The following is a 26,010-nucleotide window of genomic DNA, read 5'->3' as shown; positions in this document are numbered from 1 at the left end:
TGTAGCTCACGGGCAACGGTCTCATGGCTTGAAGATCGCCCCACTTGGCTTACCCACCCGTTAATGTGACATCGCCCATCGTGATCGTATCGTTCTGACCGGTGTTGAACATCCCCGTCGCGCCGCTCTCTATCACGACAATTTGGGTCGTGTTATCGAAGAGCTGGCCGTTAGATAGCGTATAGGAATGCCCCGATGTGTTTTCAGCAATGAATCTGTCGGCCGACGGCGCAAATACCGGAACTTCCTCCATATCGGCTCTCGCAAAGTCGGAGTGCACATAGGTCAAATTATAGGTCGGCGCAGGCGTCGACAGAGCTGACATCTCGCGTGGAGCGGCGCGGGCTCGGTTGATCAGATGCGATCATTCGATTGATTTGCGCTACAGCCCACTTGGCGGCGGCTTGTCATCAAACGGAGATATTTATCGCATGTAAATGCGTCGATCTAGCCGGAAGGCGGCGCGGGAGTGGCCGAATTACGCCTCGCCGCCGTCGCAAAAAGTCGTATTGGGTCGACAGAAAGCTCGCTCGCTAGTGGGCTTCGGGATTACGGCGTTGGTGGATGTCTTGCTCTTTCGTCGCGTTGGACTGGGGTAGCTGGCATGTCGGATCAGGGTTCGCCGACTCCCGAGCGCGGGCAGGGGTCGGCTTGGCTCGCGGTCGCCCAGCCACTCGAGGTGAGATGGCTGGTCGGCGTGACGTTGATGGTGCCGGCGCTTCTCGCCGTGGGCGTCTACTTGTTACGCCAGACGCGGTCGTCGACCTACTCGAGGACGCAGGATTCGGTAATCGACGTCCGCTTGCTTCCGCCGCGCGAGCACGTCGACCGCCTGCAGGAGTCGGCGCCGCCGAGGAACGGGACGGCGTCCGCTATGCTCTCCGAGCGGTCCGTCGAGCAATCCGAGCTGACTGTTGTCGCCCCAGACACGAGGCCGACGCAACGGGAACGGACCGTCGATAAGACGTCTGTCGCAGAGGTTCCCGCTGCGTCCTCGACCCGAATGCTCGCTTCGGACAATCGAGCGGCGATCGCCTTCCAAAAGGCGCTGCTGGCCCATATCGCCCGGTTTCGGCGGTATCCGGAACAGGCTCGACGGGAAGGGCAGCAGGGAACGGTGCAAGTGCTCTTCGCCATGCGGCGGGATGGTGCAGTCACCGATGTGCAAATTCGGACCAGTTCCGGCCAGAGCGCACTCGATGCGGAGGCCGCCGAAACGATCCGGCGGGCGCAGCCGCTGCCGAGAATCCCACGCGAACTGCCCGACCGGCTGACGATTCTCGCGCCGATCGCTTTTGATATGCTCTGACACTCGGACCATTCGTCGCGGGAATGGCGAGCGCAGATCGGAATGCGACACGGCGGCGTCGTTGGGGATCGTAGGAGTTGAGAGTCATGCGCATCAAATTGTCGGCCAAACGGGTTTCCGCGACTGCGCGTGGGGCTTCCATGGGCGAGGCCGATCGCGTCCGCGCCGCGAGGGTGTCGTTCCTGCCGTCGGTTTTCGTAATGGCGGGGGTCGTCGCTTTCGCCTATGCGGCGTTGGCCCAGGACGAAGGCGCTCGGCAGGAGCCGACCCGCTACTACGACATTCCCACGCAGTCGCTCGCGAGCGCGCTGGAGGCCTATGGCCAGGCGGCCGGCGTGCAAGTGCTCTTCGAGAGCCGCTCTGCGGCCGGACGCCGATCCGCGCCTCTGCATGGCAGCTTCACGGCGGACGCCGCGCTAGAGCGCCTTCTTGCGGGAACCGACGTCAGAGCTCGCTATGTCGGACCCAATGCGATCACGCTCCAGCCGCTTACGGCCCTCTCAGATTTGCCGCCTGTTCATCGTCTCGCGTCTGCTGATATGTCTCTAGATCCGCTGCAAGTTCAGGCGTCGAGGGATGGTGATCAAGAACAGGCGCTCTTGCGAGATTATAGTGACACCGTCCGCACCGACATCGAGAGGGCCCTACGTAGAAATGCGCGGACGCGCTCGGGAAACTATCGTATCGGTGTCAAGCTCTGGGTGGACGATGCGCGCAGGGTCGAACGCGCTCAACTGTTCCGGTCGACCGGCGACAGCGAGCGGGACGCTGCGGTGAGCGCCTCTCTGCAAGGGCTTCTCATCAGCCGGGATCCGCCGACGCATTTGCCGCTGCCCGTTCGCGTCCTGGTCGTCGTCAAATCGCTCAAATAGACGCAGCTGTTCGTCATAACCGTCGTGATCGCGTCGCCGCAGCGGCGGAACCGAGTCCGCATAAAGGATATTCGACGACGCCTCGAGCGAGGCCGTCATAAATTCGTCGTTCAACACCGTTAGTGACTGCACGCTCTCGAGGTCTCGAGGGCCGGCGTCGTTGGGGCCCGAGTTCCGTGATACAGACCAATCGTGCGCGTTTGTGCAGTCAGCTCGTCGAAAGCTACGACGAATTGCTGAGACGACTCACGAGGCGGTTGGGCTCGTCGGATTTTGCATACGAAACGCTTCACGAGACATTCATTCGATTGGACCGGGTGGGCGAGGCGACGGACGTTCGAAGCCCGATGGATTATATTTTCCGCACGGCCGTCAATATCGCCAAGGATCACAAGAAAGCCGGGCGCAATCGCGTGAGCGCCGCTGCGGTGGACGCGGTTCTGGACATTTGCGACGAAGCGCCGGGACCAGCCCAGATCGCCGAAGCGCGCTCCGAGATCGAAGCTTTCACGCGCGCGATGGCCGAGCTGTCGCCGCGCCGCCGCGAGGTGCTGAGGAAAATCGCCGTCGAGGGTCGGACGGCGCAAGAGGTCGCGCTCAGTCTGGATGTCACCACGCGAACCGTCGAGGCTGATCTCAGATATGCTTTGACGCATTGCGCGGATCGCTTGAGTCGCAAACGCGTGCTTCGGCTGGGGGGGCCACGGCCGAAGTCATGACGACGCGGCTGCGCCGTGGCGACGCGCCCCGAGAGAAGGGCGCGTTGCGCGCCGTCCAAAAAGCTCTCCAGCAAAATCGTCTCGCTTTTCTCTGTCGCGTTTCGGGATAGGCGCGCGCCAGTCGTCTTATGTTCAGAAGGGCTGGACTCTTTCGTGAGCGTCGGTGCAGATCCTCGACGACGAGAGCGGACGTCGTCTCGTTCGCGACGGCTTCGGTCGAGTCGACGACCCGATCGGACGGTTCCGCGGAGGACCCGAAAAATGCGATGCGAGAAGATTGCTCCAAACCCAAAGAATCGCATAAAGCTACGCGATGCTCTCGCCTTCTGAGGGAGGATTCTGGCGTGGCCGGCGCCGACGACGAGCCTCGAACCGTGATTGAGCCGGCCGATACGTGCCAGCCTCGGCCCCTGCTGGACGAAGCCCTAGGCTGGATTGCGCGACTGAAAGCCGGCGAGCCCTCTGCCGCGGATCTCGAAGAACTGCAGCATTGGCGTGCGCAGAGCGGTCTTCACGAAGAAGCGTTTCGGGACGCCGTTCGCGTCTGGCGTCTCGTCGGCGTAGCCGGCCGGGAGCTGGCCGCCGAAGCGAGCGAGAAGACTGCCTCGCCGCCGCAAATAGTGTCGCCGCGCCGGGCGCTGTCGCGTCGCGCGTTTGTCGGGGGCGCGATCGCCGCCTCGGTCGCCGGGGTCGCGCTCCTGCACCCGCCGTTCGATCTGTGGCCATCGCTCAAAGAACTTTCCGCCGACTACCGCACAGGCAAAGGCGAGCGGCGAGTGGTGGCCCTCGCTCCGGACGTTTCCCTGGAGATGAACACCCAGACTAGCATCGCCGTGAAACCGACAGAGGCGGCGTTACAGATCGAGCTGATTTCTGGGCAGACCGCGGTCTCCGTCGACCTGCCGCAGTCGCGGCGGCTCGTCGTCCTCGCAGCCGGCAGCAAGATCACGGCGAACCAAGCGCGTTTCGACGCGCGCTGCATCGATGGCGTCGTCTCGGTGAGCTGCCTCGAAGGCTCGGTGAGCGTCGAGCAGGGCGAGTTCGCGTTGCGCGTCGGCAAGGACGAGCAGGTGTCTTACGGCGCCGACGGTGTCATGCGATCCTCGCGCGTCGATCCGCGTCGAGTGACCGCCTGGCAGGATGGATTGCTGCTCTTTCACGACACGCCGCTCGCCGAGGTCATAGAAGAGGTCAATCGCTACCGTCCGGGCAAGATCATCATCGGCAACGCCGATTTGAGCCGACGCGTCGTCGACGGCGTTTTTCGCGTCGATCGGCTCGAGATTCTCGTGGAGCAGGTTCAGCGTTTGTTCGGTGCCCGCGCGCTGACGCTTCCTGGTGGAGTCATCCTTCTCGGCTGACCGGCGGCCGCCGCGCCGCGCCGCGCAAACAGTCCTCTCGAAACTCACGCGGATACGATCTCGCGAGATCTGGGCTCCGTATTTTTTCGTAATTTGATTTTCGGGTCCGAGCGAGCCGCATCGTCTTTCGAATTAGGGGGCGCGTTTGATCGCCGCTCCGGGTGGCGAACAAACGCCGGGAGCGCACCTCCTGCGTTGGTGAGGAACCGAATGGTCTTGTCCAGTAGTGCGCCGACCGGCCGCTTATATATGCGGTGTCGAAGCTATGTCAGTCGTGACCTTGTCGCGGTGCTAGTGATGTGCGGTGGCCTGTCGGCGTCGACCGCGGCTTGGTGCATGGGAAAAGCGCAGAGCGCTGTGGCCGGAGCCGCCGCCGAGGCGACGGCCCCGGGAAAGGCGGCCGCGGAGACAACAGCGCCCAAGCCGCCTGCCTCCGCGAAGGCGACGTCGGAGAGTCCCGCGTCGTCGCCGCGTTTCGATATAGATGATTTCGTCGTCGACGGAGCCGATCGACTGACGCAGCTCGAAGTCGAAGAAGCGATCTATCCGTTCGTCGGCCCGGGGCGTACCGCCGCCGACGTCGAAAAAGCGCGCGCGGCGCTCGAAAAAGCCTATCACGACAAAGGCTTTCAGACGGTCGCCGTATCCGTTCCGCAACAAAATGCGCAAGGCGGCGTCATTGTCCTCAAGGTCGCCGAGCTCAAAATCGGCCGCTTGCGCGTGAAGAGCGCGCGCTTCTTCGATGTCGACCAGATCAAGGCCAAGGCGACCTCACTGAAGGAAGGAACCGTGCCGAATTTCGGCGAGGTGACGAAAGACATCGTCGCGCTCAACCAATGGCCCGATCGGCGCGTGACACCCGCGTTACGCGCCGGCGTCGCGCCAGGCACGGTCGATGTCGATCTCGAGGTCGAAGACAAATTTCCGCTCCATGCGAACATGGAGTTCAACAATCGTCGCTCACCCAACACGACGCCCCAGCGCATCATTGGAACGGTGCGCTACGACAATCTTTGGCAGCTCGGTCATTCGCTGAGCTTCACCTATCAGGCGGCGCCGCAGAAGCGCTCCGACGCCGAGGTCTTCTCCGCCTCCTATCTCGCGCGTGTGCCGGACGTCGATTGGCTGGCGGTGCTCGCGTACGGACTCACATCGACGAGCGATGTCGCCACCGTCGGCGGTGTGAATGTCGTCGGACCCGGCCAGACCATCGGATTGCGCGCGGTATTGTCGCTGCCGGCGATCGAGAATCTGTATCATTCCGTCTCGGTGGGGCTCGACTATAAACATTACGGAGAGGTCGTAAGGGTCGGAACCGAAACCTCGTCCTCGTCGCCGATCACCTACTATCCTTTGGTCGCGGCTTACAACGCCACCTATCAGACCGAAAGTTTCACCACGCAGCTCAATGCGTCATTCACTCTGAACATGCGGCCGGCGGGCAGCAACGAGACAGCGTTCGACAACAAACGCGCCTATGCGTCGGGAAACTTCACGCATTTCAACCTAGACGTTTCTCATCTGCAGGAGCTGCCGGCCGGCTTCCAGGGCTATGGCCGGATCGTCGGCCAGATCGCCGACGGTCCATTGGCGTCGAGCGAGCAGATCAGCGTCGGTGGTCTCGACACCGTAAGGGGCTATCTCGAATCCGAGGTCCTCGGCGACACTGGCGCCGTCGGCACAGTGGAGCTGCGCAGCCCCAACGTCGGTGAAATTCTGCAGGATGCGGTAAAGCGCGAAGCCGGCGCTGATCGCCTGCCGGTGAGCCTGTTCAACGAGTGGCGGCTGTTCGGTTTCGTCGACAGGGGGGTCGTCGAAGTCATTCATCCGCTGGCCGAGCAGCAGGCGCATTTCAATTTGTGGAGCTACGGTTTCGGAGCGCGCATCAAGCTGCTCGACCATGTGAGCGGCATGTTCGTCTATTCGATGCCGATGATCAGCCAACTGTATACGCAGGCGAAGGAGCCGCGCCTGAACTTCCGTGTCTGGGGTGAATTCTGATGACGACGATGACATTCGACATGCACATTTGGTCGGAGCTGAGAGGCCGTCAATTGGCGCACGAGTTCGCACGCCGCCGCTTCCGCATCGCCTCGATGCTCTTCTGCGTCGCTACGATGATGACATTGTGGCCGTCCTCGGCATTCGCCTGGTGGAACGACGAGTGGCAGCTGCGCAAGAAAATCACCATCGACGCCAGCGCCTCTGGAGCCAATATCACGGATCCTATCGGCGCGACGCCGGTGCTGGTGCGACTGCACATAGGCAATTTCCGCTTTTCCGCGGCCAAAGAGGATGGTGGCGATCTGCGCTTCGTAGCCGGCGATGACAAGACGCCGCTCAAGCATCACATCGAGAAATTCGATCCGCTTCTAGGGGAGGCGTTGATATGGGTGGTCGCGCCGAATGTGCAGCCCGGCGCCAAGACGGACATATGGTTGTACTATGGCGACAAAAAAGCCGTCTCGACCGCTGATCCCAAAGGAACCTATGATGCGGACGCCGCGCTCGTCTATCATTTCGCGGAACGCGGAACGCCAGCGCTCGACTCGTCGGTGTGGGGAAACAATGCGTCGAGCGTCGGTCAGCCGGCCGATGGCGCGATCATTGGCGGCGGCTTGCGGCTCGACGGCCATACGCCTCTTATTATTCCCGCGTCTCCGTCCTTGGCGCTCGCCGCTGGCGACGCTTTCACCTTTTCGGCTTGGGTCAAGCCGGCGACGCTCGCGTCCGATGCGACGCTCTACAGCCGCCGCGACGGCGCCAACGCATTGACGATCGGCCTCGACAATGGCGCGCCTTATGCCGAGCTGACGACAGCGGGCACTGCCACGCGCAGCGCCGTGGGCGCGCCGTGGGCTGCGAATGCCTGGCGACATCTCGCCGTCGTCGCCGGCGCGGGACGCCTCGCGCTCTACGTCGACGGCCGTGTCTATGCGACGCTCGACGCCAGCGTTCCAGAACTTCGCGCGAGCGCCGCGATCGGCGGAGAAGCGGGCGCTCCTGGATTCGTCGGCGATATCGACGAATTGCAGATCGCCAAGAGCGCGCGTCCGGCTGGTTTCATCAAATTCGCTGCGATCGGACAGGGGCCGGATCCATCCAAGCTCATCTCCTTAAGCGTCGACGAAGAGACCGCGAGCTGGCTGTCCGGCTATATGGTGATCATCTTGAAATCGGTGACGCTCGATGGATGGATCGTCATCGGCTTATTGATGATCATGGCGGCGATCAGCTGGCTCGTCATGATCGACCGCGCGACCTATTTGAATAGGCAAGCGAAGGCCAATGCGCAATTCATGAAGAGCTTTCGCGAGCTCGCGACCGATTTGACCGCGCTGGATCACAGTGACGAAGACGATGTGGCGACATTGGGCGGCCGCATCAGCGCGCGCGACGCCGACAGCATGCGGTCATCCTCGCTCTACCGAATCTATCACATCGGCGCTTCGGAGATTCGTCATCGCTTCATCGCCTCCGGAGTGCGCAGAGGAGCGATTTCTGGACCGTCGATCGCGGCGATCCGGGCGGCGCTCGACAGTGGGGTCGTCAAGGAGACGCAACAGCTCAATCGGTTGATGGTCGTGCTGACCATAGCGATCTCGGGCGGGCCGTTCCTCGGGCTGCTCGGCACAGTCGTCGGCGTCATGATTACCTTCGCGGCGATCGCGGCGAGCGGAGATGTGAATGTCAATGCGATCGCGCCTGGTATCGCCGCCGCGCTGGTGGCGACCGTCGCCGGCCTCGGCGTCGCCATCCCTGCGCTGTTCGGATACAATTATCTCATCTCCCGCATCAAAGATCTGACGAGCGACATTCACGTCTTCGTCGACGAATTCGTGACGCGTATGGCCGAGTCCTATTCCGCAGATCGGCTCGAGGTCGTCGAGCGGCGAATTGCGGGGGAGTGATGCCGATGAAGATACAAGACGACGCCAAGCCCTATGATGATATCAACATTACGCCGATGCTCGATCTCGCCTATGTTCTACTGGTGATCTTCATCATCATGACGACAGCGACGGTGCAAGGGCAAAAGGTCAATCTGCCGAAGGCCTCCGCAGCTCCGAGCCTCGCCACGCAAACGACAAAAGCGATCACCATCGCCAATGACGGCAAGATTTTCCTCGACACGATTCCCGTCACCCTGTCGGAGCTGGAGCTGCGGCTCATACAGCAGAAGGCGCTCACGCCGGAATTTCCGATCGTGCTGCGCGGCGACGCGCAGGCGCAATATCAAAGCGTGATGGATGTTCTCGATCTCTTGTCGCGTATCGGCCTCACGCAAGTAGGGCTCGCCACCAAGCCGCTGGTGAAGTGAGCGACCGCGCGCGACATTCGGAGAAGGCGCCATGAATTCGTCGACTGGACATAGTTATCGTCGGCCGGAGCGTGAAGCTTTCCAGCATCGTAATGACGCGTCTGTGAGAGGCTGGCTGCGCCGCCATCGGGCGACGATCGCGATCGGCGGCGCGGCTCTGTCGATCATCGTTATCGTCGTCCTCTCCGGGCATGACGATCTTCCGCCGCCTCGCCGAATTCACGAGCTTTCGATCGTCAATATTCTTCAGCCCCCCCCTCCGCCTCCACCCCCTCCGCCGCCCGATCAGAAGATGATCGAGCAGACGAAGGTCGACCAACCGGAGTTCCAAGAGCCGAAACCGGTCGACGAGCCACAGAAAGCGCCGGTCAAGGATGCGAAGAACGATCAGCCTCCTGGACCACTTTCGCTCGACGCCAAAGCGCAGGGACCCGGCGATTTGTTCAATCTCGGCGGCACGCCGGGTGGGAATCCTTATGGCGGTTCCAGCGGCGGAAGCGGGTGGGGTTGGTATGCGTCAATGGTGCAATCGCAACTCCGTTCCGCTCTCGAAGCGCACAAACGGACGCGCAAAGCGACGATGCGCGGCAATATCCGCCTTTGGGCGGATCAGTCCGGTCGCGTGACCAGAGTGCAGCTCAACGGAACGACCGGCGACGCCGAGCTCGACGCGGTTCTCCGCAATGAGGTGTTCGGTAATCTCACTCTGCGCGAGCCGCCGCCCAAAGGCATGCCAATGCCGATGATTATTCGGATCACCGAGCAGCGTCCGAGTTGATCGGCGCAGACGGTTTCAATCAAAGCCACGCATCGGGGCTGAAGAGTGCTGGGGAGTTTCATGTTCGAGAGAAAGTCGGGAGCGCGTCGCAGTTCGCTGGTCTTCGTCGCGTCTCTTTGCGCATGCGCCGGTTCGGCTCCGGCTGTCGCGCAGGATGCGGCGGACGAGGGAAAGACCGCGGAGCCGAAGCCAGCCAGAGTGTCGCGAGCCAAGCCGCTATCGCCCAATGCGACGATCAATCTGGTCAATCTTCTCGTCAAGCAGGGTGTGCTGACGGAGGAACAAGCGAAGTCGCTCGTCGAGCAGGCGGCCAATGAAGCCTATGTGCAGCGCCAAGCGACGAAGGACGCCACTGTGAAAGCGGGTGATGCGGCTAAAGTCGCGGCCGCCGCAGCGACGGCGGCGTCGCCGCCGGGCGTCAAACATGTGACCTATGTGCCAGAGGTGGTGAAGCGGCAATTACGCGAGGACATCAAGAAAGAGGTCATGGCGCAGGCCGAGAGGGAGAATTGGGCCTCGCCCGGCAAATATCCCGAATGGGCGTCGCGCATCCGGTTCTACGGCGACATGCGCTTGCGATATCGCGGCATCTACTATCCGAGCGGAAACGATCAATACGACGCCGTCAATTTCAACGCGATCAACACCGGCTCGCCCTATGATGTGAGCAAGACCAATCCCTATTACTATCCGACCTACGACGTCACACAGAATCGCGATCAATTCCGCTTTCGTGGCCGTCTCGGAATGGTCGCCGATCTTCACGATGGCTTTTCGGCCGGCTTGCGCTTTGCGGGAGGCGAGAATAATTCGCCCGTGTCGCAGAACCAGACCTTCGGCGCGAACGGCGGCAATTTCTCGAAATACTCCTTATGGATCGATCGCGCTTTCTTCAAATATCAGCCGCTCGAGGAATTTTCTCTCACCGCGGGACGAATGGATAATCCATTTTGGTCGCCGACTGATCTCGTCTGGTATCGAGACATCGGATTCGACGGATTCGCGGCGCAGGGCAAATACGAGATAGTAGAAGGAATTACCTCTTTTGTCGCCGGCGGGGCCTTTCCCGTTTTCAACACGGATTTGAACGCGGGAATCAACTTGCCGGCCTATAACGGCGGCCCGCCGATGAAGCTGCCAAGCCACGATAAATGGCTCTTCGCGGGGCAGCTGGGCGTCTCCGCGAAGCTCAATGATGATTATGCTTTCAAGATCGCCGCCGCCTATTATGATTTCAGCAAGGTGCAGGGGGAATTGTCGAGCCCTTGCCGCGTCTATAGCGCATCGGACGGGTGTGATACGGATCTGAGCCGGCCGTCTTTCGCGCAACGCGGCAACACCTACATGCCGCTGCGCTCGATCATCAGCGACACTTCGAACAGTGGCGGGACGACCAATCAATATCAATATTTCGGGCTCGCCCAGCAGTTTCGGCCGTTCGTGGCCTCTGGCGAGATCGACTTCGGACATTTCGATCCGGTTCATGTCGTTCTGAATGGCGAGTATCTGGTGAACACGGCTTTCGACGGAAAGATCAGGCCGGATATTCTCGCGAACAATCTGATCGGGGCATTCCAGATAAACGCCAATGAGTGGTACCCCGGCAATTACGTTGGCGGGAAATACGGCTATCTCGCGAGCGCAACTGTCGGACATAGGGAAATTCGTCGTCTCTGGGATTGGAGTGTCTTTGCCGGCTACAAATATCTCGGGTCGGATGCGATGGTGGACGCGTTCGTCGACGCCGACTTCGGACTCGGCGGCACGAATCTGAAGGGCTATTTCGTCGGCGGAAATCTCGGAGTCGGCAAGAATGTGTGGCTGTCGCTGCGCTGGATGAGTGCGAATAGCATCTCTGGCGTCCCTTACGCCGTCGACGTTCTGCATGTCGATCTCAACGGGAAGTTCTGATGATGCGAGTTCCGACGTTTTTTGTCGCCGTGTCGCTCGCGGCGTCGATGATCACGGGCGCACGGGCGGATTCGGAAGCGGACCGGCTTCGCGAGGCTCTGCGCGGCGCGATCTCGCAACAGCGCACGCTGGAAGATCAGCGCGCCGCGCTGCAGGCCAAGCTCGCCGAAGCGGAGAGCGAACGCGCGCGACTCAAGGACCAAGTCGGCGCGGCCAAGGCGGAAGTCAAGCAAGTCGCGAAGCAGAATCGCGAAGCCATAGAGGAGTTCAATCGACGCATCGCAGAGCGAGACGAGACCTTGGAGAAGTGGAAGGCGGCCTATGAGGAGGCCGCCGATGTTGCGCGAGCCAAAGACGCAGAGCGCGCCAAATTCGAAGCGCAGGCCGCAGCATACAAGGCGAACGTCAAGAGCTGTAACGCCAAGAATGTGGAGCTGGCGAAGATCGGCCGCGAATTGCTGGAGCGCTATGAGTCGACGAATTTCGTGGATCTCGCTGCGGCGAGCGAGCCGCTCACGGGCGTTCGGCGGGTCGAAATCCAAAATCTTCTGCAGGATTACAACGACAAGATCCTCGATCACAAGGTGAAGCCATGAGTCATGTGTTGTTCCGCGTTACGAGCCTTCTACGGGTGGCGTGCGCCGTCGGCCTCGCGGCGACGATCGGCTCGCCCGTGGGCGCGCTGGCGGAGGCTCCCACGGGCGGCGCTTTCGCTCCCAAGCTCAGACCTGCGCCGCAGGTGGCGAGCAAGCCGAAAGCGTCTCTGGAGGCCGCGAACGTCGATGGCAGATCGCATGAAGAGGTCGTCGCGCATGTCGGCGACAGCGACATCACCTCTGCGCAATTGCGCACCTATGTCGCGACGCTCGGCGCGCGCGAGCAGGCGGCGATCGCCAAAGAGCCGGCGCTGCTCAATCAGATGGTGCGTCTCATGCTCAATGAGCGCGTCGTGCTGCAGGAGGCGCTCGGGAAGAAGTGGGACCAACAGCCGCATGTCGCGGCCCAGCTCGAGCAAGTGCGGGAGCGTGCGCTCGTCGAGCTTTATCTGCAGTCGGTCTCGATACCTCCGGCGAATTACCCGAACGAGGAGGAGCTGCAGAAGACCTATGACGCCAATCGCAGCCTGTTCGTCGTTCCGCGGCAGTTTCAGCTTGGCCATATTTTCGTCTCGGCGCCGAAGGACGCCGACCGCGCGACCGAGGATAAGGCGAAGAAGACGCTCGAGGAGATCGAGCGCAAGTTGAAAGCGGCGGGGGCCGATTTCGTGGCGGTGGCGCGCGCCGGAAATGACGCCAGCGATGGGGGTGATCTCGGCTGGTTGTCGGAAGGTCAGATTCGACCGGAGATCCGCACGCGCGTGATGGGCCTCGTCAAAGGGGCGGTTTCGGAGGCGATCCGCTTGGACGATGGTTGGCACATTGTCAAGCTGATCGACACGAAGGCGTCCTACACGCGCTCGCTCGCCGAAGCGCACGAGCAGCTCGCGCAACAAATGCGGACTGAGCGGGCGAACGCGCTGCGCCGCGCCTATGTCGCCGAGCTGCTGAAGAAGCGTCCGGCTGTCGTCAATGAGATCGCCTTGTCGAATCTGCTCGACAGCGTTCGCAAGTAACTGAAAGGTCGTTCATGTCCGAAAGCCTCGTCACATCCTTGACGCTCGACGATCTGCGAGATCTTCTCCAGCAGGCGGGCTACCGCGTAGAAACCGTGACCGATCCGGTCGCGAATGTCGCTTATCTGCGCTCGGCGACCAGCGGTCTCGCCTTCGATATTCGACCGGGCAATCGCTTGGTCGGCGATGAGAGCGTGCGTTTCGCCGATATGGCGTTCGTGTCCATTCTTCAAGTGAATGGCGAATTGCCGCGAGACCTCGTCAACGACTGGAACGTCGCGCGGCGGTTTTCGCGTCTCCAGTTGAGCGGGCCGTTCCTCGCGCTCTGCATGGATATTTCCATGGTCGGCGGCGTGACGAAAAGCCATTTGCGGGCCCATATCGAAATCTGGGACCAGCTCGCGCAGGAGCTCATCGTCTATTTGCGTGACCGGTTGCGCGGACCGCAGGCGAATGGGGCCGATCGCGGCGTGGAGACGGACGCGGCGGCTCCGGCGAGCGACGATCCGGCGACAGGATTCGGCACGCCCACGTCACATTGACATTCTCTCGCAAGACACGTGGCATCGACATGACAGATCGCGCTTACGCTCCGATATCCCGAGGACATCGCTGCGGCTCGGCCGCCGGCCGAGAGTCGAAAGCATCGGCGCTAGGGCTCGTAAGGCCGCCGGCTCGGTCCTCGCGGCGCGTTCTGCTGTCGGGAGCGAGCGCGATCGCTTTGTCGCTCATCGTCCTGCAGGGGCTCGACGGCGCGGCGGCGCGGCCGCTCGGGCGCGCCTCGGGAGTGACGGCGGCGCCGACCGTCGCGGTCGACGCCGCGACGACAGAGGCGCAGCAGGCGGCGACGATCGCCAAGCAGAGCCAGGGAACGCTGCTGCGCGCGACGCAGGCGATCCAGGCCATGCAGGCCGCGCAGGCGGCCGCACGCGCCGCGGCGGCCGGGACGACGAGCTCTTCCATCGCCGACGGGCTCTCCGCCGGCGGCAATGGCAAGCTGCCGGGCCTCGTCGTCGATCCGCGCGTCGGAACGATTTCCGGGCTCTGGATCAACGCCGATCTTCCGACGCAATCGGAGAGCGACGGCAAGACGACCGTCACCATCAAGCAGACGGCCGCGCGGGCGGTGATGACCTGGGCCTATTACAATGTCTCGCCCAACACGACGGTCGTCTACGACCAGCAGGGCAATGCGAGCTGGGTGGCGCTCAACCGCATCGACGCGACGGGAACGCCCAGCCGGATCCTCGGCCAGATCAAGGCCGATGGAACAGTGCTCATCATCAATCCGAACGGCATTATTTTCGGCGCCGGCGCGCAGATCAACGTCCATTCGCTGATCGCCTCCTCGCTCGACATAGACGGAACGCCTGCGTCGAGCGTCTTCAACGGGACGGCCGCCTACAACAAGATGACGCTGCATGTCGACGGTCTCGGCGATATCGCCGCCTATGCGCCGCCGAACGAGGTCGCGGCGAACAATAATTTCGTCGTCAGCGATGCGGGGCAGGGGCTGTTCACGATCGCGCCGCCCAGCGGGGCGACAACCGGCAATTCGGCCGGCTTCGCCATGGGAACGATCGACGGCCACCTCCCCGGGGCGACGGGAAGCGGCGCGATCGTCGTTCAGAAGGGCGCGTCGATCGAGACATCGGTCATCAATTCGACCGGCGACGGCGGCTATGTCGCGCTGCTCGGCTCCAATGTGACGAATTCCGGCTCGATCACAACGAAGAACGGCCAGATCATCCTCGCCGCGCAGGGATCGGTGTCGCTCGCGGAGCCGCTGTCGTCGACCACCGGCGTGAACACGGCGATCGCCGTCTCCAAGCCGACTACCTCGGGCCAAACGATCGCCGTATCCTACTTGGGCGCGGCGACCAACGACGGTCTCTTGCTGGCGCCGAGCGGAAATGTGTCGATCACCGGCGGCACGATCGACCAGCTCGGCGTGCTGGAGGCGACAACCAGCGTGACGCGTCCCGGCTCGATCAATCTCGCGGCCGGCGGCGGCGTCGTCTTCGGGCCGGACAGCGTCACCGCCATTCTACCCGACGAGACGAGCGGCGCGGTTCCGGCGGGCACAGCGACGGCCGGTTATTTCACCAGCAGCCTGCAGCCGAATATCTTGATCACTGGCGCCAACGTCGACTTCCAGCCCGGCTCGCTGCTGCGGGCGCCGAGCGCCGCGGTGAATCTGAATGGATCCGACGTGCTGCTCGAGAGCGGCGCGACGATCGACGTCTCGGGTCTCGCCGATGTTCGGGTCCCGATCTCGAATTTCCTCGTGACCCTCATCGTCACGCCCAATGAGATCGCCGATTCGCCGCTCGCCGCCGCGCTCGTCGGCAAGACGGTCACGATCGACACGCGGCTCTCGGGCACGCGCGCCGATGGCGTCGCCTGGATCGGCTCGCCGATCGTGGAGGCCTCCGGCTACGCCAAGCTGATCCCGAAATCGATCGACGAAGTGTTGACTGTCGGCGGCGCGGTCAATGTCTCGGGCGCGAATTTCATCCAGCAGCCCGGCTCGATCGTCAATCTCTCAGGCGGCTATGTGACTTATACGGGCGCGGCGGTGAGCACGACGCGCCTCGTCGGCGCGGACGGGCGCCTCTACGACATCGGTAGCGCCGATCCGACGATCCGCTATGTGGGCGTCGCGGCGGGGAACGGCTTCACGGTCGATCATTCGCGCTGGGGCGTGACCGAGACCTATGTCAATCCGCTGCTGAGCAGGGCCGCTTACGAGCCGAGCTACATCGCCGGGGCGAGCGCCGGATCATTGTCGATCGCGGCGGTGCCGATCCTCGCCGGGACGATCCTCGGCGAGACAGTGGCGGGGCTGAGGCAGCGCGCCAATGGGCAGGGCGGCGGGACGGCGGTCCAGACCTCGCTCGCGCAATTGCCGGCCGGCGCCTCGCTGACGATCACCTCGGCGAACGCCTTGGTGTCGAGCTATCTGCTCGAATCGAGCGCGGACGCCGGCGAGGATCCTTACGGCCTCTCCTCCTACAGCTACGGCTCGAGCTGGCGCGCGCCCTCGGTCCTGCCCATTCTGACCGATCGGCTGACCGAGACAGGCTTCGCCTCGATCACGATCCAGGGCTCCGGGACCAATCAAGCGACCGTGAACATGGCCACGGGCGCGGTTCTGCAGGTGGCGCCGGGCGGCTCGGCCACGCTCGCCAATGTCGAGTCGATCGACGGCTCGATCATCGCGCCCGCCGGCAAGATCACGCTGACCGGCCATGTCTACATCACCGATCCTCCGAGCTCGATCCCGCCGGATCTGGTGATCGGATCGCATGCGCTTCTCGACGTTCACGGGCTCTGGATCAACGACGCTGGGGCCGTCGGCGAGCAATTGCAGGGCTCCGCTTTCGTCAATGGTGGCTCGATCAGCATCACCACCTCGGCCGCGGTCGTTCACCGAAGCATCCTTGACAGAGACAATGTCGACGCGACGCAGAGCATCATTCTCTCGCCGGGCAGCGTCATCGACGTGTCGAGCGGCGGCTATGTCGGTTCCAATGGCAAATTGAAGCTCGGTTCCGACGGCCTGCCGGTCGGCAAGGGCGGGAGCCTTTCGCTGATCGCCTACTCGGGAGTCTTCACCAGCGTCACGAACGACGCTGATTCTTACAATGAGCACCCGACCAATGGCAATCTGCCAGATACGGCGACGGTGGTTCTCGGCGGGACGATCTATTCCAACGGCTTCGACACGGGTGGAACCTTCACCCTGCAGGCGCCGACGATCACCATCGACGGGCAGGCGAGCGCGATCACATCCTATACGTCCGGCGCACGGTCCGGAGAGATCGTCCTGCCAGCGAGCTTCTTCACCGACAATGGCTTTTCGAATTATTCGCTGACCAGCGTCTATGGCAGCTCGACAGTGACCGCCGGCACGACCGTGCTGCTGCGACAGGCGAATTATCTCGCGTCGAGCGAAGCGCTCTTGTCGCTGCCGACCGGCGCGTCGCTGCGCAATGTCGCGACGGTCGGCCTTGCGCCCGACGGCTTGCGCAATCCGGTGAGCTTCGCGCTGCAGGAAAATGGCTATGTCTACGGCGGAACGGGGCCGAGCACGACGGCCGGCACGCTGCTCGACACGGGCGCGCGCATCATCGCGGAAGCCAATGCGTCCCAGCAGGCGACGGTGACGCTGACGGCCGCCGGACCAGTCACCGTGCTTGGCGACATCATTGCGCCCGGCGGCGATATCGTCCTGGCCAACACGGGCCTCGGCGTGAGCGGCTCCAACGGGGCCAAGCTGACGGTGGCGCCAAAGCAGCTCACGATCGGCGCCGATGCGGTGCTGGATGTGAGCGGCGTCTTCGTTGCCGACCCGATGCAGACCGCCTATCGGACCGGCAGCGCGCTCGACGCCGGAACCATCACGCTCTACGGCGGTTCGGTCACTGCGCAGAAAGGCTCGCGCTTCCTGCTCGACGGGACGTCGGCGGAGGTCGAGATTCCCTCCGGCGCGGGACTGCTCGGGCCGAGCGTCGTCACGCAGAAGATTTGGAGCGACGGCGGCGTCCTGCAGATCGGCACGACGGCATCCGCCGTCAATTTCGCCGGCTCGGTCAGCGCGCATGGCGGCGCGGAACTGGCGAATGGCGGCCTGTTCCGGATCGGAATTCCGGCGGCAAATGTGCCGAGCATCCTCTCCGGTCGCGTGAATACGAGCGCGGGCTATGCGGGCCCTCCCGGCACGATCTACGTCGAGCCGGCGGGAGCCGTCGGCGCCGCATTGGCGTCGAATACGCCCTTCCAGGCAGGCGCTTTCGTCGGCGTCGACACGCTGACGGGCAGCGGCTTCGATTCGGTCGAGCTCAACGGCGCGGTCGCCTTCGTCGGATCGCAGTCGATCAATCTGCGCGGATCGCTCATCCTCGGCGGCGATCTCTATTCGCTGCCCGCCGCCGGCGCCGCCGCCGACACGGCCCGGACCGTGGATTTGACCGCCGGCTATATCTGGCTCAAACCGGTCGGCAACACCTCCGCCGCGACATCCGGCGCCGGCGCGCTGACCGTTTCGGCGCAATGGATCGACATCGGCCATCCGACGTTTGGCGAAACCGGCCAAAATGTCAATTTCCTGAACTTCGGCTCGGTCACGCTCGCCAGCGCCGATGCGATCCGGCTGATGGGGTCTAACAGCTCTCTGTCGAGCAACAGCTTCGTCGGCTCGCTCGGCGCCGGCGGTGATCTGACGCTGAAGGCGGCGGAAATCTATCCGACGAGCGGAACCACCTTCACGTTGACGGCCGGCGGCGCGATCACGATCGAGCAGACCGGCGTCGCCAGCCAGCCGCTCTCGGCCGGCGGGGCGATCATCGTCGACGCCAAGACTATCGTGCAGAACGGCACGCTCTGGGCGCCTTTCGGCCAGATCACGCTCGGCAATACGACGACGACGCAGAGCGTCACGCTCGGCGCCGACAGCCTCACCTCCGTCTCCGGCGCCGGAATGCTCGTCCCTTACGGCTATACGGTCGATGGCGAGGTCTGGTACGTCGGCAACACGAACTACTCCGTCCAGGCCGACGGCGCCGGTATCTACCAAGGCTCCAGCCTGACCTCCAGCCCGACCAAGGCGATCACGCTCAACGGCGCCGATGTCGCCACAACGGCCGGAGCCAGGCTCGATCTCTCGGGCGGCGGCGACATCTACGCCAGCGAATTCGTCGCCGGCACGGGCGGCAGCCGCAATGTGCTCGCCGGCTCCAACGTTTACGCTCTCGTTCCGACCTCCTCGGCCAAGGTCGCCGCCTATGATCCGACCTTCGCCACGACCAATTCCACGCTCGGGTCCGCCGCCTTCGCTTCCAGCCTGTTGAACGCGACGGCCGGATCGGCGATCTATATTTCCGGCGGCAATGGCATAGCCGCGGGCTATTACACGCTGATGCCCGGCATGTATGCGACCTTGCCCGGGGCCTATCGCGTCACCGTCGCCTCCGCATCGGTGAAGAGCGCGGCGACGCAGAGCTATGCGTCGATGGACGGATCGCTCTATGTGACCGGCAATTTCGCCAATGTCGTCAGCGGCACACGCTCCTCGCAGACCGTGCTGTTCCAATTGCAGTCGCAATCGACATGGTCGCAATATTCGCAGATCGACGTCACATCGGGCGCGCGCTTCATCCGCAATCTCGCGCTCGCCGCCGGCACGGCGATTCCCGCCTCGCCGGTCGACGGCGGCGCCCTGACCTTCGCCGCCCGCAATTCACTCTCGCTCGATCCGGGCAGCTCCTTCGGTTTTGCGGCGGGGATGAGCCCGCTCGCGCCGGATATCGTCGGCGTCGGCGGCCAATTGGCGATCAGCGCCGCCAAAATCCTGGTCCTCGGCGACAAGGACTCGGCGGTTCCGGGGGGCCTGTCCGGCTATCTTAAGCTCTACGCCGACCAGCTCGACAATGTCGGCGCGACCACTCTGCTGATCGGCGGCGTGGCGGCGGTCGATTCCTCGGGCAATCTCGCGGTGACGGGCGTCGCGACCGACATCGAGGTCGCCAACGACGCCGAGCATTGGCTGAGCGCTCCGCAGCTTCTCGTCGTGACCAAGGCGGGCGGCGGCGGCATTCGCGTCGACGACGGCGCCGCGATCTCCGCCGCCGGAGCGGCGCCGAGCGGCGGCGACCGGGCGATCACCATCGCCGGCGACGGCGCGCTGCTGCGCGTCTCGACCGGCTCTCTGGTTTCCGTCACGCGCAGCAATGCGACGGCGCAGAACGGTTCGATCCTGATCGGAACGGCGCCAGGAACGTCGACGCTCGTCGACGCCGCCGCCGCCAAGGGCGTGACGATCGACGGCGGCGCCGCGCTCACCATCGATTCGAGCGGCGTCAATCGCATCGGCGCCGCCACGCTCACCGCCAAAGCCTTCGATCTCGCCGCCAAGGCGATCGATTTCGGCGGCGCCAGCGCCTCCGGCGGCCTCACTCTGACCGATGCGAACATCGCCAATTTCGCCGGCGCCGATCTTCTTCGCCTGCGCAGCGCCTCGGCTTTCGATTTCCACGATGTCGGCGGCCTCTCCATCGGCGACGCCGCCCATCCGATCGGGCAGATCGTCTTCGACGGCGGCGGCTTCTACAGCGAGGGCGGCGAGACCAGCGTCTACGCCTCCAATATCACGCTGACGAACACGCAAAGCGCCTCGACGAAGGCCAACGGCCTTTCGGGAAGCAATGGAAAGCTGACATTCGTCGCGGGCCAGACGATCACGCAGAGCGCCGGAACGATGACGGCGAACGGCTTCGGCACGATCACGCTGCAGGCCGGCAAATCGATCCGTTTCGTCGGCTCGGGCGCGCTGACGGCGGGCAATGGCGCGGGCGCCGCCGATGTCGTGCTGTCTTCGCCCAATGTCGTCGCCGCCTCCGGCTCCACGCAGGCGCTGACGACGAGCGGCGCGCTGGTCATTCGCTCGACGGGCGCGGCGGCCCCCGTCGACGCGACCGAGATCGGCGGCTCCTTGTCGCTGACGGCCGCGAGCATCCTCGACTCGGGCACGATCACGGCGCAGGCGGGAAGCCTGTCGCTGACCGCCACGAAGGGCGACGTGACGCTCGCTGACGGCGCCCTGGTGAACGCCGCCGGCACGCGCGTCGTGCTCGACAACAGCACGGAATATGCGCCGGGCGGCGCGGTGAAGCTCGTCTCGCAGGCCGGAAATGTGACGATCGCGAGCGGCGCGAAGGTCGATGTCTCGGCCGCCAAGAACCCCGACGGGTCGCTGGGCCCCGGCTATGCGGGCGCGGTCTCCATCACGACCGCCGATACCGGAACGACGACGCTGCAGGGGACGCTCGACGGCTCCGCCAATTACAAGGATGCCGGCGGAAGCTTCCTGTTGAGCACGGGGAAGCTCGTCGGCGATCTGCCATGGGGCGGCTTCACGAGCCGCTTCGTCGTATCCCTCTATCAGCCGAGCGACATTGTCGTGCCGACGGGCGTGACGCTGAATTCGCTCGAAGTGCAGCTCGTCGCCAATCAGGGCAGCGTCATCGTCAATGGAACGATCGACGCGAGCGGGCCGGCGAGCGGCGGCATTACCCTCTATGGCGCGGGAACGAATACGACCGCCGCGGCAGATCCCGGCGCCACGGGCGTTCTCATTCGATCCGGCGCGACGCTCGACACGCATTATGTCGCGGCGTCGGCGGATGATCCGGGCTACGCCAATGGGGAGAGCGCGCTGAATCAGCGCGGCGGAACGATCACGCTCGGCACGACGGGCGCGACCGACGGAACGGTGAACGCGACCTATGGGTATCAGAATGTGTCCGGCTCGGGAGCGATCGTCGTGGAGAGCGGCGCGGTCCTCGATGTGAGAGGCGGCCCGGGCGGCGAAGGGGTGGACAATACCGGCGGCGCGGTCGTGGTGCGCGCGCCGATCCTGACGAACGACAATGTCAATGTGAGCTTCAAGGGCACGCTCGTCACCAATGCCGACGCCAGCGGGAACGCCAGCGGCCAGGGCGTCGTGCTCGACGCTTTCGCCGTGTGGAGCACGACCGATTCCTGCACGCTGATTTCCGGAGGCTGCGGCGCGATCACGAGCGCCGCGCAATATAATGCGCTGACGGCGGCGCAGCAGGCGCAGATGCAGCGGCATTTCGACGGGATCATCGACCCGGCCGGCTTCTTCAACGGATCGGGCGCGCAGATCATCTCGGCGATATCGGGCCTCTATCCGAACTCGACCTATGCGGCGCCGGCCAGCGGCGCCTATCTGCCGCATGTCGGCTTCTACCAGAACACGCTGCTGAATTTCGTCCAGAATCCGTTCAGCGGCAATGCGGCGGCGGTGGCGGCCGATTTCGCGGGAGCCAAATTGCAGATCGGCGACAAGCCGGCGGCCGCTCTGCCCGCGAGCTCGCTGCATCTGCGGCCGGAGATCGATCTCGTCAATCCGTCGGCCGGCGTCAATGGCGGCAATGTGACCGTCGCCTCCAATTGGAACCTCGGAGCCGGCGTCTATAATACGGCGACGAGCGCCTTCAATCTCTTCTACCGGACGACCAATGGCGGCGAGCCGGGCGTGCTGACGCTTCGCGCCGCCAACAATGTCCTGGTGAATGCGACGATCAGCGACGGCTTCTACGAGACGAGCGACCCCTTCTTCGCGGTCGCCGTCGCGGCCGATCTGACAGGCCGGAATCCCTCCCTCGCGCAGGCGACGAGCAGTTACGCTTCGCTGAACATTTACGGCACATCGGCCTATATGCCCGGGATGACGTCGATCGCCGCGCCGCCCACCTCTTTCCCGTCCTCCTATAATCAGCTCGAAAAAAACACTTGGTACGCGCTCTATTATTATGATTATTCGGCTTCGCTGAGCAGAATCGACACTATCGGCCGCGGCGCGAGCTCGCTCTATATCACGACCAACGCCTCGGGCTCCGGCGCATTCGACAATGATCCCACGCATTATTCGTCCTATGCCGCCTATGTGGCGGCCTATAACGCCAATTATGTGGGCTCGCATTATGTCGTGGGCGTCGCCGGCGTCCCGGACGAAGCGACGCAGACTTTCACGACGCCAGCGAGCTCGGTGAACGGCGTCACGCAAAATCTGACCAATTTCGACAATAATCCGTCGCATTATCAGGGCTATGCCGCCTATGCCAGCGCCTATCAGGCCTATGCGGCGAAGATGGGCGGCTATATCACGAGCTATTACACCAAATACAGTCAGGCGCCGGCCAATAGCGGCGTCGATCCGAGATCCTATCCTTCGACCATTCTCGCGCCCATCCCGCCGGTCTATGGCGGCGTCTATGCCGGCGGGGCGACCGAAACCGCCGCGCAATTTTCGACCGACTATCGGACCTATTATGCCGGAACCGGAACGAGCGCCGCCTATAATAATTGGTATAATTACTACGCTGGCATAGTAACCCCAACCAAGGTCGAGCCGGGCGGCGTCAACGGCAACGCCACGAACACGGTCGGCAAGACGGCGCTGTGGCTCGGAGTGATGCCTTATCTTCCGACCGTGGCGGAAACGCCCGCGATCGTCCTCGCGGGGAGCGCTGCGGCCGGGCCCGGCAACGCCATCGCCAATAATCCCGCCAACAATGTCACGACCAATGACCTCGGCGCGGCGGTCACGATCGCGAATTACAACACCACTTCCGTGGCGACGCTGATGCCCGCGCGCTTCGGGGCCAGCTCGTCCTATGATTTCGTCGCCGGGGCCTATTTCGGCGCGGGCGGCGCCTCCTCGGTCGATCCCAATGCGGTCGTCGCGCGGAGCGGCGCCGTCGATCCCAAGGCGCCGACGGCCAGCATAGTGATCGACGGGCACACGGCCTATTTGGACCCGATCTCCCCGGCGAACTTTGTCATCATTCCGACCATGGTGCGCACCGGCACGGGCTCGATCACGCTCTCGGCGGCGGGCAATGTGCAATTCACGGACACGCTCGTTCAAGGCGCCGTCTACACGGCCGGGGCCGCCGCGACGACGCCCGCCGATTACACCGCGCCGATCCTCTCCAGCAGCTATAACGCAAATCCGAACGGGCTGATCTCGACGCCGGCCTGGGGAACGGGCGGAGGGTCGATCATCGTCTCCGCCGGAGGCTCGATCATCGGCGTCGCCGTCACGCCGGTCAAGGAATTGTGGTCCGACTGGTTCTTTCACCTCGGCAAGTCGGACGGCGACGGCACGCCTTTCTCCGGCTGCTCTGTCGCCGGCTCCGCCGCCTGCCAGACCTCGGCCTGGGTCAATTATGCGAGCTTCTTCCAGAATTTCGGCGCGCTCGGCGGCGGCAATATCACGCTGCGGGCGGGCGGAGACATCACCGATGTCGCCGCCTCCATTCCGGAGACGATCATCGTCGCCGGCGGCTTCACCGCCGCCGATCCGCCACACGCGATTTATTACGGCGGCGGCAATCTGCTCGTGCAGGCGGGCGGCGATCTCAATTCCAGCGCCTTTCTGGTCGGGCGCGGCTCCGGCCGCATCGAGGTCGGCGGCTCAGTGAAGCAGACCGTCGACAATCCGATCACCAGCGCGCAGGATGCTGCCCCCTATCCGCTGCTGCTGGCGGTCGAGGAGGGCTATGTCTCCGTCGCCGCCAGGGGCGATCTCACGCTCGGGACGCTGCTCGATCCGGCGACGGAGGCACTAAAAAGCGACTACTTTGCGTTCCTGATGATCTCAACCATCGGCCTCAACTCCAGTATTAACTTCTATCCGGGAACAACCACCACTAGCAGCGATGCTTGGAACAGTGCCTTCACCAGTTATGGCGCGCAGGCGGGCCTCTCGCTCTCGACCCTCGCCGGCAATGTGAATGCGATGACGCTGGCGATCGATAACACCTCGACCTCGCCTCCCGCCGGAACTATCAATTCGTCCACCTTGCTGCCGCCGCGCCTCGACATTGCCGCGCTGCAGGGCGCCATCAGCGTCGACAGCACTGGCGTGCGCACGATCCTCGCCTATCCGACCGACAGCAATGGGCACGACACGGCGGGCCTGTCGCTCGCGGCGGCGGGCTCGATCAAAATCGCCAACAGCCTCACTGTGGGCGCTCCGACGGTGACGGTCATTGGCAGGGACCAGAATGCATTCCGCGGCATTCCAGGAGTGTATATCAATCCGCTCGGCTACTCCTTCTACACGCTCGCGCCGTCGGAGCTGACGAACAGCGAGCCGGTGCAGATCAGCGCGGGCCTGAATCTCGACGGGGCCCTCACCGTCGAACGGCCGGCGCAAATCCTCGTCGGCCGCGACATAGGCGGCATCGCCGGGTTCACATTCACCGGCCTCAATTTCACCGATGCGGATGTGACCAGCGTCGTCGCCGGGCGCGATATCACGGGCACATATTCTCTCTATGGCCCCGGCGCGCTCCTCATCGAGGCCGGCCGCAATATTCGCAAGCCGCTGGGCGGCGGCGGCTTCAACACCTTCGGCGTCGTCACCTATGGCAATGGCTCCGGCGACGGAACCGCGACGCTGAAAAGCTATCTGCCGGCGAAAGGCGCGGATATCAACCTGCTCTATGGAATCGCCAATGGCGTCGATTACGCCGCGGCGATTTCGCATTATATCGATCCTGCCGCGGCCGGGACGACCGGCATAGATTTCCTCTCCTTCATCGCGGTCAGCCTCGGCCAGTCGCGCGATCAGGCCTGGACGACGTTCCAGACGCTCGACGCGACGCATCAGCGTCTCCTCGTCGACAAGGCCTTTCTGCAATTCCTCACGCAGGTCGCGACGGATTATCGCAATTCCTCGAGCTCCTATTATCTGAAATATGCGCGCGCCTATGAGGCGATCGGGACGCTGTTCCCGAAGAGCCTCGGCTATGCGAATGACGGCAGCGGCGGCTCAGATCGTTCGGCGATCGGACAACTCGTCATGCCCTTCTCGCTCGTCGAGACGCAAATGGGCGGCGACATCAATATTATCGGGCCCAATGGCGGCATTCGCGTCGGCTCGGCCGGACGCGACACGCTACAGCCGAATCAGGAAGGCATATTGACGCTGCGCGGCGGCGCGATCCGCATCTACACGGATCAGTCGGTGCAGATCAATCAGAGCCGGATCATGACGCAGCAGGGCGGCAATGTGGAGCTGTTCAGCGGCAATGGCGACATAAACGCCGGCTCCGGGCCAAAGACCTATGTCTCCAATCCGGTGCTGAGCGAAGTGTGCCTCTATTCGACCGGCTATTGCTCGGTCAATCCGCAGGGCCTCGTGACGGGCGCGGGCATTGGCGCGATCGTCACCCTGCCGACGCAGGATCCGAGCCTTTCCAACGCTTTCCTCTCGGCGCCGCACGGCACGGTTGATCTGGGCGCGGCCGGCGTGCGGGCCGCCGGCAATCTCACCATCGTCGCGCAGCGCGTCACCAACGCCTATAATGCTCAGGTCGGCGGAGCCGCTTCGGGCCTGACGACAGTGACGACCGGGCCGAATGTCGGCGCGCTGACCTCGGCCTCCAGCCAGGCGGGCGCGGCCGCCAAGGCGGTGGACACGCCGCAAGCCGGCGCCGGAGGCTCCGACGCGCCCTCGATCATCACCGTCGAAGTGTTGGGATATGGGGGCCCCGATCGCGCGCCGGAGAGCGAATAGCGCGGGCTCACGA

At 63.7% G+C, this 26,010-nt stretch carries 14 protein-coding genes; 13 read left to right on the top strand and 1 reads right to left on the bottom strand.

Annotation, left to right across the window (positions count from 1 at the left end):
- Window positions 1-49 precede the first annotated feature (49 nt).
- Window positions 50-253 (bottom strand): hypothetical protein, encoded by a 204-nt coding sequence (locus ACT53T_RS00215; protein WP_476159381.1) that lies wholly within the window; start codon window positions 251-253, stop codon window positions 50-52.
- Window positions 254-706: 453 nt separating this feature from the next.
- Here ACT53T_RS00215 and ACT53T_RS00210 point away from each other — a divergent pair, with 453 nt between their 5' ends.
- The 13 genes from ACT53T_RS00210 to ACT53T_RS00150 all read left to right on the top strand — a co-directional run bounded on the left by ACT53T_RS00210 (window position 707) and on the right by ACT53T_RS00150 (window position 25,997).
- The gene (locus ACT53T_RS00210) at window positions 707-1,309 is read left to right on the top strand and encodes an energy transducer TonB (RefSeq protein ID WP_476159386.1); all 603 of its coding nucleotides are present in this window, start codon (window positions 707-709) and stop codon (window positions 1,307-1,309) included.
- Between the two features lie 140 nt (window positions 1,310-1,449).
- The gene (locus tag ACT53T_RS00205) at window positions 1,450-2,181 is read left to right on the top strand and encodes an STN domain-containing protein (protein WP_476159379.1); all 732 of its coding nucleotides are present in this window, start codon (window positions 1,450-1,452) and stop codon (window positions 2,179-2,181) included.
- 122 nt (window positions 2,182-2,303) lie between these two features.
- Window positions 2,304-2,900 (top strand): RNA polymerase sigma factor, encoded by a 597-nt coding sequence (locus ACT53T_RS00200; RefSeq protein WP_476159378.1) that lies wholly within the window; start codon window positions 2,304-2,306, stop codon window positions 2,898-2,900.
- Window positions 2,901-3,244: 344 nt separating this feature from the next.
- Window positions 3,245-4,261, top strand: a complete 1,017-nt coding sequence (locus tag ACT53T_RS00195; RefSeq protein ID WP_476159377.1) for a FecR family protein — start codon at window positions 3,245-3,247, stop codon at window positions 4,259-4,261.
- Window positions 4,262-4,597: 336 nt separating this feature from the next.
- Window positions 4,598-6,262, top strand: coding sequence for a ShlB/FhaC/HecB family hemolysin secretion/activation protein (locus ACT53T_RS00190; protein WP_476159375.1), 1,665 nt, complete (start codon window positions 4,598-4,600; stop codon window positions 6,260-6,262).
- 95 nt (window positions 6,263-6,357) lie between these two features.
- On the top strand, window positions 6,358-8,172 hold the full coding sequence (locus ACT53T_RS00185) for a DUF2341 domain-containing protein (protein ID WP_476159385.1): 1,815 nt from the start codon (window positions 6,358-6,360) through the stop codon (window positions 8,170-8,172).
- A 5-nt stretch (window positions 8,173-8,177) separates the two neighbouring features.
- On the top strand, window positions 8,178-8,582 hold the full coding sequence (locus ACT53T_RS00180) for an ExbD/TolR family protein (RefSeq protein WP_476159374.1): 405 nt from the start codon (window positions 8,178-8,180) through the stop codon (window positions 8,580-8,582).
- Window positions 8,583-8,874: 292 nt separating this feature from the next.
- Window positions 8,875-9,360 carry an energy transducer TonB gene (locus ACT53T_RS00175; RefSeq protein ID WP_476159372.1) on the top strand — a complete coding sequence of 162 codons (486 nt, stop codon included), beginning with the start codon at window positions 8,875-8,877 and terminating at the stop codon, window positions 9,358-9,360.
- A gap of 60 nt (window positions 9,361-9,420) precedes the next feature.
- Window positions 9,421-11,271: a putative porin gene (locus ACT53T_RS00170; RefSeq protein ID WP_476159370.1), complete on the top strand. Its 1,851-nt coding sequence runs from the start codon at window positions 9,421-9,423 to the stop codon at window positions 11,269-11,271.
- Between the two features lie 2 nt (window positions 11,272-11,273).
- Complete coding sequence (locus ACT53T_RS00165; RefSeq protein ID WP_476159384.1) at window positions 11,274-11,867, top strand: hypothetical protein; 594 nt, start codon at window positions 11,274-11,276, stop codon at window positions 11,865-11,867.
- The gene (locus ACT53T_RS00160; protein WP_476159369.1) at window positions 11,864-12,883 is read left to right on the top strand and encodes a peptidylprolyl isomerase; all 1,020 of its coding nucleotides are present in this window, start codon (window positions 11,864-11,866) and stop codon (window positions 12,881-12,883) included. The genes ACT53T_RS00165 and ACT53T_RS00160 overlap by 4 nt, the downstream gene beginning before the upstream one ends.
- A gap of 14 nt (window positions 12,884-12,897) precedes the next feature.
- On the top strand, window positions 12,898-13,425 hold the full coding sequence (locus ACT53T_RS00155) for a YbjN domain-containing protein (protein ID WP_476159367.1): 528 nt from the start codon (window positions 12,898-12,900) through the stop codon (window positions 13,423-13,425).
- A gap of 179 nt (window positions 13,426-13,604) precedes the next feature.
- Window positions 13,605-25,997 (top strand): filamentous haemagglutinin family protein, encoded by a 12,393-nt coding sequence (locus tag ACT53T_RS00150; RefSeq protein WP_476159365.1) that lies wholly within the window; start codon window positions 13,605-13,607, stop codon window positions 25,995-25,997.
- Window positions 25,998-26,010 lie beyond the last annotated feature (13 nt).

It is taken from the genome of Methylosinus sp. DMC45 (assembly GCF_056313885.1).
Note: the sequence above shows the minus strand (reverse complement) of the source record. Positions and strands in the feature narration are given on the sequence as shown.